Here is a 14,968-nt window from a genome sequence, read left to right as displayed (position 1 = left end):
ATCGGCGAGCGGATGTTCCTGGCGGAGAAGACGGTCAAGAACTACGTGTCCAACCTGCTGGCCAAGCTCAACATGCAGCGCCGCACCCAGGCGGCGGCCCTGGCGGCACGGTTGCGGGACGGCCGCCGCGAGTGACGCCCAGGCCGGCACCGTGGCGGCGGCGTGCCTACGGCCCCGAGGGGGCGGTCAGGAGATCGTCCTTGTCGAAGGTCACCACGGACCTCACGTCCACGACGCCCTCGACCGCCCGGATCCGCTCCGCCAAGGCGATGGCCTGCGATCTCCACTCCACCGCGCCACTGACCGTCACCACACCCTGGTCGATCTCGACGGCGAACGCCTCCGGATCCGGAAGCACCTGCCTGACCTCCGCCTCCAACTCACCCACCGGACGGGTGAAGACCCGCAGCACATCACGCTGGTGCAGCGTACCGACGATCCGCCCGGTGACCGCGTCGACCACCGGCAACTGCTTGATGCGCCTGACGTGCATCAACCGAGCCGCCTCCCGCACCAACGTGTCCGGCGTGACCGTGACCGCCGGCGAACTCATCAGCTCAGCCGCCGTCACACCCGCCGCCTTCTGATGCTCCTGCCGCTCCCTGCCCGACTCGTACATCGACACACAGTGCCGAACCGTATCGGTCTCCTTGAGCAGAAGATCATCCTCAGACACCACACCCACCGGCCGCCGATCCCCGTCGATCACCGTGACCGCACCCACCGCGAACTGCCCCATCGCCTCCACGATCTCCACGAACGAGGCATCCATCAGCACGGCGATGGCCACATGGCCCATGACATCTTTGACTTCGACCGACATGATCTGCCCTCCTCGGTCAGCTCTGCATCCCGCAGGGCAGGGCCCAGCCGCCGAACCGGTCGGCCAGGTCCCGCTGCATCCGGAAGATCTCGGCACGCTCGGCATCGCGCGCCCTGACGGCGAACGCGGCGACCTCGTGATGCCGGGCCCGCCCGGACGTCAGCAACTGCTGGGACATCACCACCCCCATCATCTGATGGTCGGTCATGTCACACAGAAACGCCTCGTCCAGCGCGTCGCCCGACAGCCTGGACAGATCCCGGATCATCGGGGGGTAGCCGGTCCCCGTGCCCGAACGCCCCGGATACCACGTGTCCAGCCAGGCCCTCATCGTGCCGAGCTCGGCGCTCTGCGTCGTCGCGATGGAAGCCCCGAGCGCACGCATCTTGGGCCGGTCCGAGCGCTGCAGCTGCCGGGCCGCCGCCACTGCTTCGTGATGGTTGGCCACCATACGGGCCAGGTAGTCGGCCTCATCGTTCACGTTCGCGTCGCGCATGGGCCGGTAAGGCGCCGCCATGCCCCGCTCGACCGGCGCGGCGCCCTGCTGCCCGGACGTGATCTGTGTGACCTGCTGCACCACGTCGGTGGCCGCGACGGTGGCGCCGGTCACCGCCACGGTCGCCAGCGCCGAGCCGGCCGCGACCTTCGCCACTGTCGACCGTTTCATGGCCGGCCCCCAACGCTCTTTCCCCGGATTGCACTTTCCACTGCCTTCAAGACTGAAGGGGGCCGCGGGGCGGGGACAGGGCCGCAGGACCCTCATGACCAGGACCAACGTCCTCAGCCGATAGGGCCGAACCGCCTGCCGCTCAGGTCGGATCGGCCCCGCGGCGCTCGCGCCCCAGGAACATCGAGCCGCAGATCCGCTTCAGCAGCCCCGTCCGCGACCGACTTTCCTCCGTGAACGCTCACCCGACCGGTTGATGATCCCTTAAAGTCCCGTTATGTCGAGAACGACCCACGGCTTCCGGATCCTGGGCGGCGTGAAGGTCATGATCGAGACAACGGAGATCCTGCTGCCGCCCCAGCAGCGGACGGTGCTGGCCGTGCTGCTGCTGAACGCCGGCGTCCCGGTGTCGGCCGACTATCTGGCGGACGTCTTGTGGGGCGAGGCCGTACCCGATACGTACCGCTCCAGGATCCGCATGCTGATCGCCAAGCTCCGGGCCGCGTGCGGCAGCGCGCTGATCACCACCAGCGATCGCGGCTACGTCCTCCACGTGGCACCTGGCGAGCTCGACTCCGACGTGTTCGCCGACCTCGTCGGCCAGGCGCGGCGCGCCACCGCGGAGGACGCCCTGCCCCTCTATGAGAGGGCACTCGCCCTGTGGGGCGGTCCACCACTGCCGGAGATCGACCACCCGTTCGCCCAGGCCGCGGTCGCGCGGCTCCGGGAGCTGCACGCCACCGCGGTCGAGGAGCGGGCGGAGCTGATGCTGGCCCAGGGGCGACCGGCCGAGGTCGTCACAGAACTGCGTGCCGTCGTCGTCGCGCACCCCTCCAGAGAGCTTCCGCACGCTCAGCTCATGCGGGCCCTGGCCACGACCGGCAGGACGGCCGAGGCCCTGGACGTCTACCACAGGCTCCGCGACCACCTGCGCGAGGAGCTCGGCACGGAGCCGGCTCCCTCGCTCCGCGAGCTGCACGGCCGGCTGCTGCGCGCTAAGTCGTCGGCGGCGCCGGCGCGGCCCCGCCAGCTGCCGTTCGCTCCCGGCCGGCTGCTCGACCGGCAGGCCGAGCTCGACCGGCTCACCCTGATCAGCGAGGGGTCGGCCAGAACGGTCGCCATCGTCGGTCCCGCGGGCATCGGCAAGACGAGCCTGGCGCTGCACTGGGCGCACGAACACGCGGACCTGTTCCCCGACGGGCAGCTCTTCCTCGACCTGCATGGCTTCGACCAGGGCCCGGCCACCGCCGATCCGCTCGCGCGGCTGCTCATCGCCCTCGGTCACCTGGCTCAGGACGTGCCGGTGGACCCGCAGGCGCAGCTCTCGCTCTACCGATCCTCGCTGGCCGGGCGCCGGATGCTCATCGTGCTGGACAATGCGGCCGGCTCCGCGCAGGTGCGGCCCCTGCTGCCTGGCGAGCCGAGCTGTCTGACACTCGTCACGAGCCGCGATCGGCTCACCGGCCTGGTGGCGCTGGAGGGGGCGCAGCGCGTCGCGCTGGACGGCCTGCCTCCTGAGTCCTCCCTGGAGCTCCTGGCGAGCACCGCAGGCCGCGGCAGGATCGACGCCGAACCGGACGCCGCCGCCGAGCTGGTCCGCCTGTGCGGGCAACTGCCGCTCGCGCTCCGGGTCGCCGGCGCCCGGCTGGCCGATCATCCGCACCTGACGATCGCCGGCTACGTGAAGCAGCTGACGGAGCACGGACGGCTGACGGGGCTGCACATCGAGGGGGACGAGGGCGCGGCCGTGCGCCAGGCGCTGTCCCTGTCGTACCAGGCGCTCGCCCCGGCGGCCCGCAGGATGTTCCGCCTGATGAACCTGGTCCCCGGTGACGGCATCACCACCCGCGCGGCGGCGGCCCTCGCCGACGTGGGCGTCGCCGAGGCGGAAGCCCTGCTGAACGCCCTCACCCGGGTCCACCTGGCCACCGAGACGGGCGCGGGCCGCTACACCTGCCACGACCTGGTGGCGGAGTTCGCCCGCGAGTCGGGCACCGCCGAGGACGACCGCGCCGCCGTCCTCCGTCTGCTGGAGTTCTACCTGCACAGCGTCGCCGCGGTGGCGGACGTGGCCTACTCCCGCCCGGTCGACCTGCTCGACGATCCGCCCGCCGTGTACTTCGACTCCCCCAAGGACGCGGACGCCTGGCTCACGAGCGAGTGGGTGAACGTCACCGCGGCCATCGAGCACGCCGCCGAGCTGCGGATGGACGGGATCGTCTGGCGGCTCGCGCATGCCATGCGTGCCGTGCTCTACCGCAAGCGCTGGCTGCCCGTCTGGCTGCGCCTGACCCGGCTCGGGCTCGCGAGCGCGCAGCGGGACCGCGACGTGCTCGGCGAGGCCGCCATGCGCCTGTCACTCGGCCTGGCGCACGTCTGCACCGGCGACTACCGGCTCTCGGCCGAGGAACTGGGCCGCGCGACAGCCTCTTGCCGCAAGGCCGGATGGCGAAGCGGCGAAGCGGACGCCCTCCGCGCCGAAGGCACGGCGCTCGCCTTGGTCGGCTCGTCCAGGCAGGCCGTCACCAAGACGCGCCACGCGTTGCGGATCTACGAGTCGATCGGCGACAGGGGGCGCCAGGCCTCCAGCGTCAACAACCTCGGCGTGATGCTGCGCCAGCTGGGGAAGCTGGCGGACGCGGAGGAGTCCCTGGAACGGGCGATCGTCATGGCCGAGGAGATCGGCCCCAAGGAGCTGCACGCCCTGACGCTGGTCGGACTCGGGATGGTCCGGCAGGAGCAGGGGCGGCTCGGCGAGGCCCTGCCCATTCTGCGGCGCGCGCTGAGGCTCGGCTCGTCGGCCGGGATGGTGTACGGGCAGGTGACGGCGCTGGACGGGATAGCCGCCGTGCACGCCGACGCCGAGCGGCACCTGCAGGCCCTGCTGGCCAGAAGGGAGATGCTCGCCCTGGCCAGGCAGATCGAGGACCACGGTCATGAGGTCCTCGCCCTCATCGGCGTGGCACGGGCGGAGCTCTGCCTCGGACAGCCGGCCGGTGACCGGCTATGGGCCGCCTGGCGCCAGGCCGAGGACCTCGGTCACCGCCAGGGCGGCGTCGAGGCCGCGCTCGCTCTGTCGGAGCTGGCCTCCCGCGAGGGCCGCTACGGGGAGGCCCGCGCCCACGCCGAGTCGGCGCTGAGCAGGGCGGCTCAGGGATGGGTCCTGAGCGCGGGCAGGGCGCGGATCGCGCTGGCCGTCGCCGATCTCGGCGAGCGCGAGTACGACCAGTGCGTCAGGCAGTGCGAGCGGGCGGTACGCACCTTCACCCGCACCGGTCAGCGGCTCGGCCTGGCCCGTGCGCTGGTCGTCCTGGGGCGGGCACGCGAGCGGACGGGCAACGCGCGCGGCGCCCGTTCCGCCCGGCGGCGGGCGCAGGCGGTGCTGGCCGAGCTCGGCGCGCCCGCGCAGCACGGCATACTCGCCGGACTGTGAGCGTCCCACAGCGACTGGCCGTGTCCGCATATCGGCCTTTCTGTGAGCATGCGCCCTTTATGCGGCTGTGCCGGAAGGTGGCCAACGGTCGCTGTTCGGGTTGATCACCAGCGGGAGCACGATTTGGCTGAGGTGACCTTCGGTATCTTGGGGCCGGTATGCGTCCGCGTGGGCGGAACGCACTCCATCGAGCTGAGCGGCAAGCAGAGCGTGGTCCTGGCCAGTCTGCTGCTCAACGTCAACACCACGGTGTCCAAGGACCGCCTGATCGCCGCGCTGTGGGACAAACCTCCCCATTCGGCGGTCTCCAACCTGCACACGTACGTCGGTCAGCTGCGGAAGTCGTTGCCCACCGGGACCCGCCTCCTCACCAAGGGCTCCGGCTACCTGCTGCAGGCCGGTACGGAGGAGGTCGATCTGCTCACGTTCGACCAGGAGGTACGGCTGGCCCGGCTGGAGGCCGGAAGGGGCGAGACCGAGTCCGCGGTCGAGCGGTTCAAGCGCGCGCTGGCGCTGTGGCGCGGGCGGCCCGCCGAGGGCACCCCGCTGAGGGACGACCTGCTCGCCGGCCTCGCCGAGGTGGAGGAGTGGCGCACGCAGGCGCGCCTCGACTACGCGGAGCTGCAACTCCGCCTGGGTCACTCACCAGAGGTCACCGGTGATCTCCGCCGCCTGCTGACCGAACAGCCGCTGCGGGAGAGAACGTGGTATCTCCTCATGCTGGCGTACGCACGCGCCGGACAGCGGGACAAGGCGCTGGACGCCTACCGGCAGGCCCGCGACGTGCTCGTGGAGGAGCTGGGCGTCGAACCCGGAGAGGACCTCAAACGCCTGCAGGCCATGATCCTCGGCGGCAACCTGCCGTCCGTCACGTCCGGGCCGCAGGGCGGGGGCATCTGCCAGTTGCCGCCGGACATCGCCGACTTCGTCGGCAGGAAAGCGGAGCTGTCGTCCGCGATCGAGGCGCTCTGCCCGAGCCGGCAGCAGGCGACGGCTTCCGAGGGCGCCGTGCGGACGACCCTGACGTTGCCCCTGTGCGTGATCTCCGGCCAGGCGGGAGTGGGCAAGACCGCCCTGGCCGTCCACGTCGCCCACCGCCTCCGGCGGGACTTCCCCGACGGGCAGCTGTACATCAACCTGCGCGGCGAGGACAACCGTCCCACAGACCCGGAAGAGGCGCTGGGCCGGCTCCTGCGCATGCTCGGGATCGACGGCGCCACCCTCCCGGCGGGGGTGGAGGAGCGGGCGGAGCTGTACCGCGGCAAGCTGGCCAACCGGCGCTACCTGGTGGTGCTCGACGACGCGGCGGACGAAGGGCAGCTCACCCCGCTGCTGCCGGGCACGCCGGGGTGCGCGGTCCTGATCACCAGCAGGCGCCGCCTGACCGCCCTGCCCGCCGCGCGGATGCTCGATCTGCCGGTGATGCCGCCCGGTGAGGCGTCCGAACTCCTGCGGCGCCTCATCGGCCCCGAGCGGGCGGCCGGAGCGCCGGGCGAGGCCGGCACGCTCGTACAGTTGTGCGGTGGCCTGCCGCTGGCGGTACGGATCGCCGGCGCCAAGCTCGCCGCCCGGCCGCATTGGAAGCTGGACCAGCTGGTCACCAGGCTGAGCGACGCCCGCGGCCGCCTACGCCGGCTCACCCACGGCTCGCTGTCGGTCCGGGACGGCCTCGCCGTGGGCCTCCAGGACCTGAACCCGCCGGCACGGAGGCTGTTCCGCCTGCTCGGCCTGCTGGAGGCCCCGGACTTCGCCGCCTGGACCGCCGCCGCCCTGCTCGACATGGCGCACACCGAGGCCGAGGACCTGGTCGAGCAGCTGGTGGACGTCCGCCTCCTCGACGTCGCCGGCCGCGACCGGACGGGGCAGGCGCGCTTCCGCTTCCACGACCTGACGCGCGCGTACGCGCGAGAACGCGCCGAGGCCGACGAGCCCGACGACGAACGTCTCGCCGCGGTGCGACGCGTCTTGAGCGCCTGGCTCGCCCTCACCCACCAGGCGCACCTGCGGTGGTGCGGCGGAGACCACCCCGTGCCGCGGGTCCGCAGCGTCCTCTGGTCGCCCGGCCCGGAGACGGCCGAACGCCTCGTACGGGACCCGCTCGCCTGGGTGGACGCCGAACGAGCGGGCATCGTGGCGGCGGTCAGCCAGAGCGCGGCGCTGGGATCGTACGAGCTGTGCTGGGAGCTCGCCTCCGCCGCCACGCACCTGTTCGAGACCCGCGGCCGCTACGACGAATGGCGCACCACGCACGAGATCGCCCTGCACAGCGCGCATGCGTCCGGCGACAGCCTCGGGCAGGCGATGATGCTCAACGGGCTCGCCCGCCTACGGCTCGCCCGCGGCGACGTGTCCCGCCGCGGCGACCACGCGCCGGCACGCTACGAGCCGGCGGCCGGCGGCCTGGCACCGGCCACCGGTCTGGGTACGGAGATCACCGTCAGGTGAGGCATCGGCCGGACGAGGCGCCCGTCAGCCGCCGCCCGCAGCCGCGGGTCAGCCGCCGCCCGCGGCCGACCGCCTGGTGTTCAGCTGGTCGAACCCGACCGCGACGAGGATGAGCACGCCGATGGCGATCTGGAGGTAGAAGGCGTTGATCGCCAGGAGGTTGCCGCCGTTGTTGAGCACGCCCATGATCAGTGCTCCGGTGGCGGCGCCGATCGCGCTGCCTTTCGCGCCGAAGAGGCTGGCGCCGCCGATGACGCAGGCGGCGATCGCGCTGAGCTCGAAGCCGGTGCCGGCGGTGGGGATGCCCGCTCCCAGGCGGGAGGCGAGCAGCACCCCGCCGAGGCCGGCGAGCAGGCCCGAGATCAGGTAGACCGAGATCGTCACCATGCGGACGGGGACGCCGGCGAGGCGGGCCGACTCCGGGTTGGAGCCGACGGCGTAGACGTAGCGGCCGAAGACCGTCCGGGTGAGCACGAACCACACCACGGCGGTGACCACGGCGGCGATGATGAGCAGGTTGGGGATGCCCAGGACCGTGCCGTTGGCGATGGTCTGGAACGCGTCCGGCACACCCTGGATGGTCTGCGCGTCGGTGCTGAGCAGGACCATTCCGCGGGCGATGCCGAGCATGCCCAGGGTCGCGATGAACGGCGGCAGCAGGGCCCGGGTCACCAGCAGGCCGTTGACGATCCCGAGCCCGGCGCCGATCCCCACTCCGAGCAGGATCGACGGCACGATCGGCACGCCGGCGACCAGGAACTGCGCGGTGGAGGCGCCTGACAGGCCGAGGACCGACCCGACCGACAGGTCGATCCCGGCCGTCAGGATGACCAGGAGCTGGCCGACCGCGATGATCGCGAAGATGGCGACCTGGCGGGCGAGGTTGGCCAGGTTGTTGCCGGTGAGGAATTCGTCGCTGGCGAGCGTGAGGGCGCCGATCGCCACGAGCAGCACGACCAGGCCGCCGCTCTCCCGTCCGGCGATGTCCCCGAGCGTGATGACCCGTCGCCTCGCGCCGGCTGCCTGCGCCACCGCGTCGTCCGCCGCGTCGTCCGCCGCGCCGCCGGGCGGCCTGCTGGTGATCGTCGTGGTCTCGATCGGCTCACGCCAGATCAGCTTAGGCATCTCGGCCCGTCCCTCCCTGGTCCTCGGCGGCCGGCCGGTCTCCGCCTCCGCTGCCGCTCGCCAGGCGCAGCACGTCCTCCTCGGTGGCGGACCCGGACAGCTCGCCCGCGACCGCCCCGTCACGCAGCACCAGGATGCGGTCGGCGAGTCCCAGCAGCTCGGGGAGGTACGACGAGACCACGATGATCCCCAGCCCGCTCGCCGCCAGGTCACCGATGACGGTGTAGAGCTCGCCCTTGGCCCCGACGTCGATGCCTTTCGTGGGCTCGTCGAACATCAGCACCTTCGGCTTGGTGAGCAGCCATCGGGCGAGCAGCACCTTCTGCTGGTTGCCGCCGGACAGCGTCGAGACCGGCTGGTCGTACGAACCGGCGCGCAGCCGCAGGCTGTCGAGCAGCCGGTCGGCCTCCTCGGCCTGTTCGCGGCCGGGCAGGAGACCACGGCGGGAGCCGCTGCGCAGGCTCGCGATGGTGACGTTCTCCCGGATCGACAGCTCCGGCAGCAGTCCCAGCACCTTGCGGTCCTCGGTGAGGAGCCCCACCCCGGCGTTCATCATCGCGCGCGGTCCTGACGGTTTCACCGGCCTGCCCGCGACCTCCAGCCGCCCGGCCACGATGGGAGCGGCGCCGAAGACGGACAGCAGCAGCCCGCTCCGTCCCGCCCCCAGCAGTCCCCCGATGCCGAGGATCTCCCCGGCCCCGACGTGCAGGTCGATGCTCGGCGAGCCGTCGAACCGGCGCAGCCCCCGGACCCGCAGCGCGGGCGTTCCCGCGTGCCGGTGGGTCTCCGGATACAGGGCGCTGATCTCCCGTCCGACCATGGCGGTGATCAGCCGGTCCTCGTCGTAGTCGCTGATCGGCCCGGCCTCGGACAGGCCCCCGTCCCGCAGGACGGTCACCCAGTCGCCGATCTCGAACATCTCCTCAAGCCGGTGGGTCACGTAGAGCATCGCCATGCCACGCTCGCGCAGCCGCAGGATGTGCTGGAGCAGCCGCTCCGACTCCGCCTCGGTGAGCGCCGTGGTGGGCTCGTCGAAGACGATCACTTTGAGGGACTCCGCGGTCAGCACCTTGGCGATCTCCACGAGCTGGCGCGTGGCCGCCGGGAGCCGTTCGACGATCGCCTGCGGGCTGAGCTCCGTCAGGCCGACCTCGTCGAGGGCCTTCCTGGCCTGGGACTGCAGCCGGCTCCTGGCGATGATCCCGGTGCGGGACGGAAGGCGGCCCATGAACAGGTTCTCCGCGACCGACAGGTGGGGCAGCAGGCTGAGCTCCTGGTAGACGGCCTGGACGCCGGCCGTACGCAGTGATGCCGGGGTCGGCGCGGTGACCGGCCGGCCGTCGATCTCGTAGCTGCCGCTGTCGCGGCGCAGCGCGCCCGTCAGCACCCGGATCAGGGTCGACTTGCCGGCGCCGTTCTCCCCGGCGAGGCAGTGCACCTGGCCGGGCAGCAGGCGGAGCGAGATGTCGCTGAGCGCCTGGACGGAGCCGAACGCCTTGGAGACGCCGTGCAGCTCGACGACCGGACGCGCCATCATCCCGCCTTCATCGTCGGCGGGTTGAGCAGCTGCTTCACATCGGGCGCCGTCATGTTCTCGGTGTCGGCCACAACCGCCCCTGGATCGATGTCACGCGGCGGGATGCGCTCGACCGTGGCCATCCCGGCCGCCAGCACGCCCTGGTAGCCGAAGAAGTAGGGGTTCTGCACCACGAGCGCGTCGATGGTGCCGGCGGCCAGCGCGGCGTTCTCCTGCGGGTCGGAGTCGAACGCCACGACGGGTACGGTCGCGGTGGCGTGGTTGTCCTGGATCGCTCGGGCCGCGCCGACACCCGAGGTGTTGTTGTCGGCGAACACCCCGGCCAGGCTCGGGTCGGCGGTCAGCGCGTCGTTGACCTGCGACGCCGCGGTGTTGATGTCGTTGTTGTTGTAGCGCTGCAGCGCCGGCTTGACCTGCGGGCAGTTGTTCGCGATGCCCTGCTTGAAGCCGGCGTCCCGATCGACGAGCGACTGGATGCCGGCCACGGACGACTCGATCATGACGCTGCCGCTCGTCTTGTTCTGCGCCTTGAGCAGCTCGCACATGCGCTTGCCCGCCTGCGTCCCGGCCTTGACGTTGTCGGTGCCGATGAACCCCTCCGAGGCGGTGGTCACGCGGCTGTCCACGGTGATGACCTTGAGACCCGCCTTGCGCGCCCGGTCGATCGCCGAGTTCAGGGCGCTGGAGGAGTTGGGCGCGATGACCAGCCCGTCGACGCCTCGGGAGATGGAGTTCTCCACCAGCTGCACCTGCTGGTCGATGTTGGTCTCGGACGTCGGGCCGAAGGTGCTCACGTTGAGACCGAAGTCCCCGCCCGCCTGCTTCGCACCGGCGATCATCGTCTGCCAGAACGAGGAGTCGCTCGCCTTGATGATCACGTCGATCTTCTTGCCGCTCGCCGCCCCTGCCGAGCCGCCACCCTCCGGCCGTCCGGCCGAGCTCGTCGCCCGGCCGCCCACCACGCCGAGCACGAGCGCCACCAGCGCGATGGCCGCGACCAGCGAGAGCGAGAAGACGATACGGGAACGGGCCATGACTCTTCATTCAGCAAGGACTCGAAACGGTTGGTCCCTTCAGCAAAGCCCCGGAAGTCACCGGTTGGAACTAATAACGGGAAAAGAACTCATTACCCGGGCCCGGGTGGCGGCTACAGCAGGATGCGCCGGTGCCTCACGCCCTGGTGCGGAACCTGGACCCTGGCGAGCTCCCGCAGCGCTCGCGACGCGCCGCTCTGCCTGGCCAGGGCGAGGGCCTGACGGGCTGTCTCGGCCCACCGCTCCCTTTCATGGGCGTCGGCGTACGCGTGGGCCATGCGGGCCATGGCGTAGGCGATGGCGTAAGTCGGCTGCGCCTTCGGCGGCTCGTGTTCCAGGATCTCGATCGCGCCGCCCGCCTGACCGAGGTCGATGAGGCATCCGGCGCAGAGCGCGTGGTGCGCTTCGGCGGAGCTGTCGAACCGGTAGGGCGTGTCGTCGCCCGGCTCCTCCAGCGACTGCGCCGACTCCTCCAGGCGGCGATGGCACATGTCCACGTCTCCGGCGAGGGCGTGACCCTGCGCTTCGTGATGCCGCGACAGGGCGTCCACCCGCGGCGGGAGTTCGGCGCGTTCGCGGGCGGCGACGGCGAGGTCGACGAGCCGGCCGGGAGCACCGGCGGTGTCGGACAGACCGCCCCGCTGGGCCAGCGTGTACGCCTCCAGCGACGCGTCCGCCGCCTCACGGGCGTCGCGGATGGCCTCGTCCGACCACGCCAGCGCCCCCTCCGGGTCGCCGGCCTCGTGGCGCATGCGGCTGATCAGCTCCGCGTTCTCCGCGGCGAGCCCCAGGAGTGCCCGCCTGACGGACGGACCGGCGTCGCGGTGGAACTCCTCGATCCCGGCGAAGACCGGCTGCAGCACGTTGACCAGGTCGGCGGGCCGCAGATCGGTACGGCTGTAGGCGTCGAGGACGGTCCTGAAGTAACGCACCGTTCCCTCGTCGGCCCGCTGGGGCGCCTCGATCGCCCGGCCGGTGCGCTCCTCCTCCTCGGCCGGGAACATGCCCGACCGCAGCGGAATGCCCGTGAGGTAGTGCCACAGCGTGGTGCCGGCCGCGTCCCCGACGAACAGGTCCGCCTCCCCCAGGCCGAACGCCCGGCAGAGCAGCTCCGCGTGCGACTCGTCCGGCCGCCGCTCTCCGCTCTCCCAGAGGCGGATCATCGAGCTCAGCGCCTCCGGCGTGGGCAGCTGATCACGCGACGTCTCGTCCGCCACGTCGGCCAGGCGCCTTCCCAGCTCCCGGCGGCTCCACAGGCGCGCGCGGCGCAGGACCCGCAGTCGGGCGGCCCAGATCGGAACATCGATGTCAACCATTGGCGCTCCCCTCACGTCCACGTGGTTTATCCCTATTGTCCGCTTTGTGGGGCCGTCTCGTCAGCCCCGCATCGGTAAATCAGCCGAACACGGGGGCCGGCCGCGTTGTCCGGCGTCCGCTGGGAGTTCACGGCCGGTTCATCGCCCGCGCCTATCCTTCTCAGTGACGCCGAGACAATGGGGACATCCCAATGGATCATGTGACGTTCATGGTCGTCGTGGTGATCATCACGGCACTGGCCTTCGACTTCACCAACGGCTTCCACGACACGGCCAACGCGATGGCCACCTCCATCGCGACCGGCGCGCTGCGGCCCAAGGTGGCGGTGGCGATCTCGGGCGTGCTGAACGTGATGGGCGCGTTCCTGTCGGTCGAGGTGGCCAAGACGATCTCAGGCGGGATCGTGGACGACCGCCTGGTGACGCCGCCCATGGTGTTCGCCGGGCTGATCGGCGCGATCCTGTGGAATCTGCTGACCTGGCTGCTGGGCTTGCCGTCCAGTTCCTCGCACGCCCTGTTCGGAGGGCTGGTCGGCGCGGTCTGGGTGGGCGCGGGCGTCGAGGGCGTGCACTTCGGCACGGTGCTGCAGAAGGTGCTCATCCCAGCGGTGGCCTCGCCGCTGATCGCCGGGTTCGTCGCGATGACCGCCACCTATCTGGCGTACACGATCACCGCCAGGACCCGGCACGAATCGGTGACCACCACGTTCCGGTTCGGGCAGATCGTCTCGGCGTCGCTGGTGTCGCTGGCGCACGGCACGAACGACGCGCAGAAGACCATGGGCGTCATCACGCTCACGCTGATCTCGACCGGCGCGCTGGCCTCGGGGGCCGGCCCGCCGTTCTGGGTGATCGCGGCGGCCGGGCTGGCCATCGGGGCGGGCACGTACCTGGGCGGGTGGCGGATCATTCGCACCATGGGTAAGGGCATCACCGAGATCGAGTCGCCACAGGGCTTCGCTGCGGAGGCGAGCGCGACCACCGTCATCCTGGCCTCCTCCCACCTGGGCTTCGCGCTGTCGACCACGCAGGTGGTCTCCGGCGCGATCCTCGGCACCGGGCTGGGACGGCGGCTGGCCAAGGTGCGCTGGAGCGTGGCGGGCCGGATGGCGCTGGCCTGGCTGCTGACCCTCCCGGCCGCCGGCGCGGTCGGCGCGGTCGTCGCCGCCGTGGCGACCACCGGCACCGCGGGGATCACCGTCACCGCGCTGGTGGCGATCGCCGCCGCAGCCGGACTGTACGCGGCCGGCCGCCGCCAGCCCGTCCACGCCGGCAACGTCAACGACGTCCCCGCCACAGTCTGAGGAGAACGCCGGTGGACATCAAATGGAGCGCCCTCGGCCAGGTCCTCGTCGTCAGCCTGGCCGTCAGCGTGGTCCTCGTACTGGTCTTCTCGCTCGGCGCGCTGGCCCTGGCGGCCCGCAAGTCAGCGCAGGAGAAGGGCGCCGGCGGTGGCACGGGCAGCCTGGCCGCGGCCGTCGCGTGCTTCACGGCCTGCGCGGCGGTGGTGCTGTACGGCATCTACCTGATCGTCCCGCAGTTCCACTGACGATCTGGCGGGTACGGGGTGCCGAAGCGCGAGAGAGGCGAGGCGGTTGACGTGAATCAGGTCTCACTGCTGGACTCGACCCCGGGCCTGCTGGTGGACGACAGCGACGACGACGATCCCGTGCTGCTGCGCCCCGACGGCACCCCGGTCGACACCTGGCGCGAGCACTACCCGTACCGGGAACGCCTGGGGCGGGAGCAGTACCAGAAGTACAAGCGGCTGCTGCAGATCGAGCTGCTCAAGCTGCAGTACTGGGTCAAGGCGAACGGCGAGCGGCTGGTCATCCTCTTCGAGGGCCGCGACGCGGCGGGCAAGGGCGGCACGATCAAGCGTTTCATGGAGCACCTCAACCCCCGCGGCGCCTCCGTGGTCGCGCTGGAGAAGCCGTCAGAGCGCGAACGTACCCAGTGGTACCTGCAGCGCTACATCGCCCATCTCCCCGCGGCCGGGGAGATCGTCCTGTTCGACCGCTCCTGGTACAACCGGGCCGGGGTGGAGCGGGTGATGGGCTTCTGCACCGAGGCCGAATGGCGGGAGTTCATGCTGCAGGCGCCGCAGTTCGAAAGGGCGCTGGTGCGCGACGGCATCCACCTGGTCAAGCTCTGGTTCTCGGTGACCCGCTCCGAACAGCGCACCCGCTTCATCATCCGCCAGGTCGACCCCGTACGGCAGTGGAAGCTGTCCCCGATGGACCTGGCCTCGCTCGACCGATGGGACGACTACACCGCCGCCAAGGAGGACATGTTCCTCAACACCGACATGCCTGAGGCGCCCTGGACCGTCATCAAGAGCAACGACAAGAAGCGCGGACGGCTCGAGGCGATGCGCCACGTGCTCAGCCTCTTCGAGTACGACAACAAGGACCACGAGGTGGTCGGCACGCCCGACCCGCTCATCGTCAGATCGGCCTCGGACATCTACGACGAGGACCACACCGCGCTGCCCGACTGACAGTGACCACAGCGCGAAAAGGCCCTTCGATCGCTGATCATCAGGAAACCCTGAAAACAGCGTGCCGCCGGCCCCGGATCGCCGGCGT

Annotated in this window: 12 protein-coding genes; 6 read left to right on the top strand and 6 right to left on the bottom strand. The window is 71.2% G+C overall.

Annotated elements, in window-relative coordinates:
- Window positions 1–135, top strand: a 135-nt coding sequence (locus AB0J64_RS28275; protein WP_364032983.1) for a LuxR C-terminal-related transcriptional regulator, incomplete at its 5' end; no start/stop codon positions are given.
- A gap of 31 nt (window positions 136–166) precedes the next feature.
- Here the strand turns inward: AB0J64_RS28275 and AB0J64_RS28270 are convergent.
- Window positions 167–823, bottom strand: coding sequence for a CBS domain-containing protein (locus tag AB0J64_RS28270; RefSeq protein WP_364032974.1), 657 nt, complete (start codon window positions 821–823; stop codon window positions 167–169).
- A 16-nt stretch (window positions 824–839) separates the two neighbouring features.
- Window positions 840–1,490 carry a DUF305 domain-containing protein gene (locus tag AB0J64_RS28265; RefSeq protein ID WP_364032971.1) on the bottom strand — a complete coding sequence of 217 codons (651 nt, stop codon included), beginning with the start codon at window positions 1,488–1,490 and terminating at the stop codon, window positions 840–842.
- 277 nt (window positions 1,491–1,767) lie between these two features.
- On the opposite strand from AB0J64_RS28265, the gene AB0J64_RS28260 reads away from it, so the two are divergent.
- Window positions 1,768–4,923: a BTAD domain-containing putative transcriptional regulator gene (locus AB0J64_RS28260; RefSeq protein ID WP_364032968.1), complete on the top strand. Its 3,156-nt coding sequence runs from the start codon at window positions 1,768–1,770 to the stop codon at window positions 4,921–4,923.
- A gap of 168 nt (window positions 4,924–5,091) precedes the next feature.
- Window positions 5,092–7,368: a BTAD domain-containing putative transcriptional regulator gene (locus AB0J64_RS28255; protein WP_364032965.1), complete on the top strand. Its 2,277-nt coding sequence runs from the start codon at window positions 5,092–5,094 to the stop codon at window positions 7,366–7,368.
- A 48-nt stretch (window positions 7,369–7,416) separates the two neighbouring features.
- On the opposite strand, the gene AB0J64_RS28250 is transcribed toward AB0J64_RS28255, so the two are convergent.
- The 4 genes from AB0J64_RS28250 to AB0J64_RS28235 all read right to left on the bottom strand — a co-directional run bounded on the left by AB0J64_RS28250 (window position 7,417) and on the right by AB0J64_RS28235 (window position 12,380).
- Window positions 7,417–8,493 (bottom strand): ABC transporter permease, encoded by a 1,077-nt coding sequence (locus AB0J64_RS28250; RefSeq protein WP_364032962.1) that lies wholly within the window; start codon window positions 8,491–8,493, stop codon window positions 7,417–7,419.
- A complete protein-coding gene (locus AB0J64_RS28245) occupies window positions 8,486–10,030 on the bottom strand; it encodes a sugar ABC transporter ATP-binding protein (protein WP_364032959.1) in 1,545 nt (514 codons plus the stop codon). The genes AB0J64_RS28250 and AB0J64_RS28245 overlap by 8 nt, the downstream gene beginning before the upstream one ends.
- Window positions 10,027–11,064, bottom strand: a complete 1,038-nt coding sequence (locus AB0J64_RS28240; protein ID WP_364032956.1) for an ABC transporter substrate-binding protein — start codon at window positions 11,062–11,064, stop codon at window positions 10,027–10,029. Before AB0J64_RS28240 ends, AB0J64_RS28245 begins: the two co-directional genes overlap by 4 nt.
- Before the next feature lie 113 nt (window positions 11,065–11,177).
- Window positions 11,178–12,380 (bottom strand): helix-turn-helix transcriptional regulator, encoded by a 1,203-nt coding sequence (locus AB0J64_RS28235; RefSeq protein WP_364032953.1) that lies wholly within the window; start codon window positions 12,378–12,380, stop codon window positions 11,178–11,180.
- A gap of 191 nt (window positions 12,381–12,571) precedes the next feature.
- On the opposite strand from AB0J64_RS28235, the gene AB0J64_RS28230 reads away from it, so the two are divergent.
- Genes AB0J64_RS28230 through ppk2 form a run of 3 tightly spaced genes read left to right on the top strand, consistent with a single transcriptional unit; the run spans window position 12,572 to window position 14,880 of the window.
- Window positions 12,572–13,684 (top strand): inorganic phosphate transporter, encoded by a 1,113-nt coding sequence (locus AB0J64_RS28230; protein WP_364032950.1) that lies wholly within the window; start codon window positions 12,572–12,574, stop codon window positions 13,682–13,684.
- Between the two features lie 11 nt (window positions 13,685–13,695).
- Window positions 13,696–13,929, top strand: a complete 234-nt coding sequence (locus AB0J64_RS28225; RefSeq protein WP_364032947.1) for a hypothetical protein — start codon at window positions 13,696–13,698, stop codon at window positions 13,927–13,929.
- A 51-nt stretch (window positions 13,930–13,980) separates the two neighbouring features.
- Complete coding sequence (gene ppk2 / locus AB0J64_RS28220; RefSeq protein WP_364032944.1) at window positions 13,981–14,880, top strand: polyphosphate kinase 2; 900 nt, start codon at window positions 13,981–13,983, stop codon at window positions 14,878–14,880.
- The last annotated feature ends 88 nt before the right edge of the window (window positions 14,881–14,968 follow it).

The organism is Nonomuraea sp. NPDC049695 (genome assembly GCF_040674955.1).
In the GTDB taxonomy this organism is placed as follows: domain Bacteria; phylum Actinomycetota; class Actinomycetes; order Streptosporangiales; family Streptosporangiaceae; genus Nonomuraea; species Nonomuraea helvata.
The sequence above is the reverse complement of the archived record's forward strand: the minus strand, read 5'-3'. Positions and strand labels throughout refer to the sequence as shown.

Excerpts from the sequence above, each read along its gene's own strand:
- AB0J64_RS28265 (WP_364032971.1), bottom strand. The coding sequence starts at position 1,490 with ATGAAACGGTCGACAGTGGCGAAGGTCGCGGCCGGCTCGGCGCTGGCG.
- AB0J64_RS28260 (WP_364032968.1), top strand. The coding sequence starts at position 1,768 with ATGTCGAGAACGACCCACGGCTTCCGGATCCTGGGCGGCGTGAAGGTC.
- AB0J64_RS28270 (WP_364032974.1), bottom strand. The coding sequence starts at position 823 with ATGTCGGTCGAAGTCAAAGATGTCATGGGCCATGTGGCCATCGCCGTG.
- AB0J64_RS28240 (WP_364032956.1), bottom strand. The coding sequence starts at position 11,064 with ATGGCCCGTTCCCGTATCGTCTTCTCGCTCTCGCTGGTCGCGGCCATC.
- AB0J64_RS28250 (WP_364032962.1), bottom strand. The coding sequence starts at position 8,493 with ATGCCTAAGCTGATCTGGCGTGAGCCGATCGAGACCACGACGATCACC.
- AB0J64_RS28235 (WP_364032953.1), bottom strand. The coding sequence starts at position 12,380 with ATGGTTGACATCGATGTTCCGATCTGGGCCGCCCGACTGCGGGTCCTG.
- AB0J64_RS28230 (WP_364032950.1), top strand. The coding sequence starts at position 12,572 with ATGGATCATGTGACGTTCATGGTCGTCGTGGTGATCATCACGGCACTG.
- AB0J64_RS28245 (WP_364032959.1), bottom strand. The coding sequence starts at position 10,030 with ATGATGGCGCGTCCGGTCGTCGAGCTGCACGGCGTCTCCAAGGCGTTC.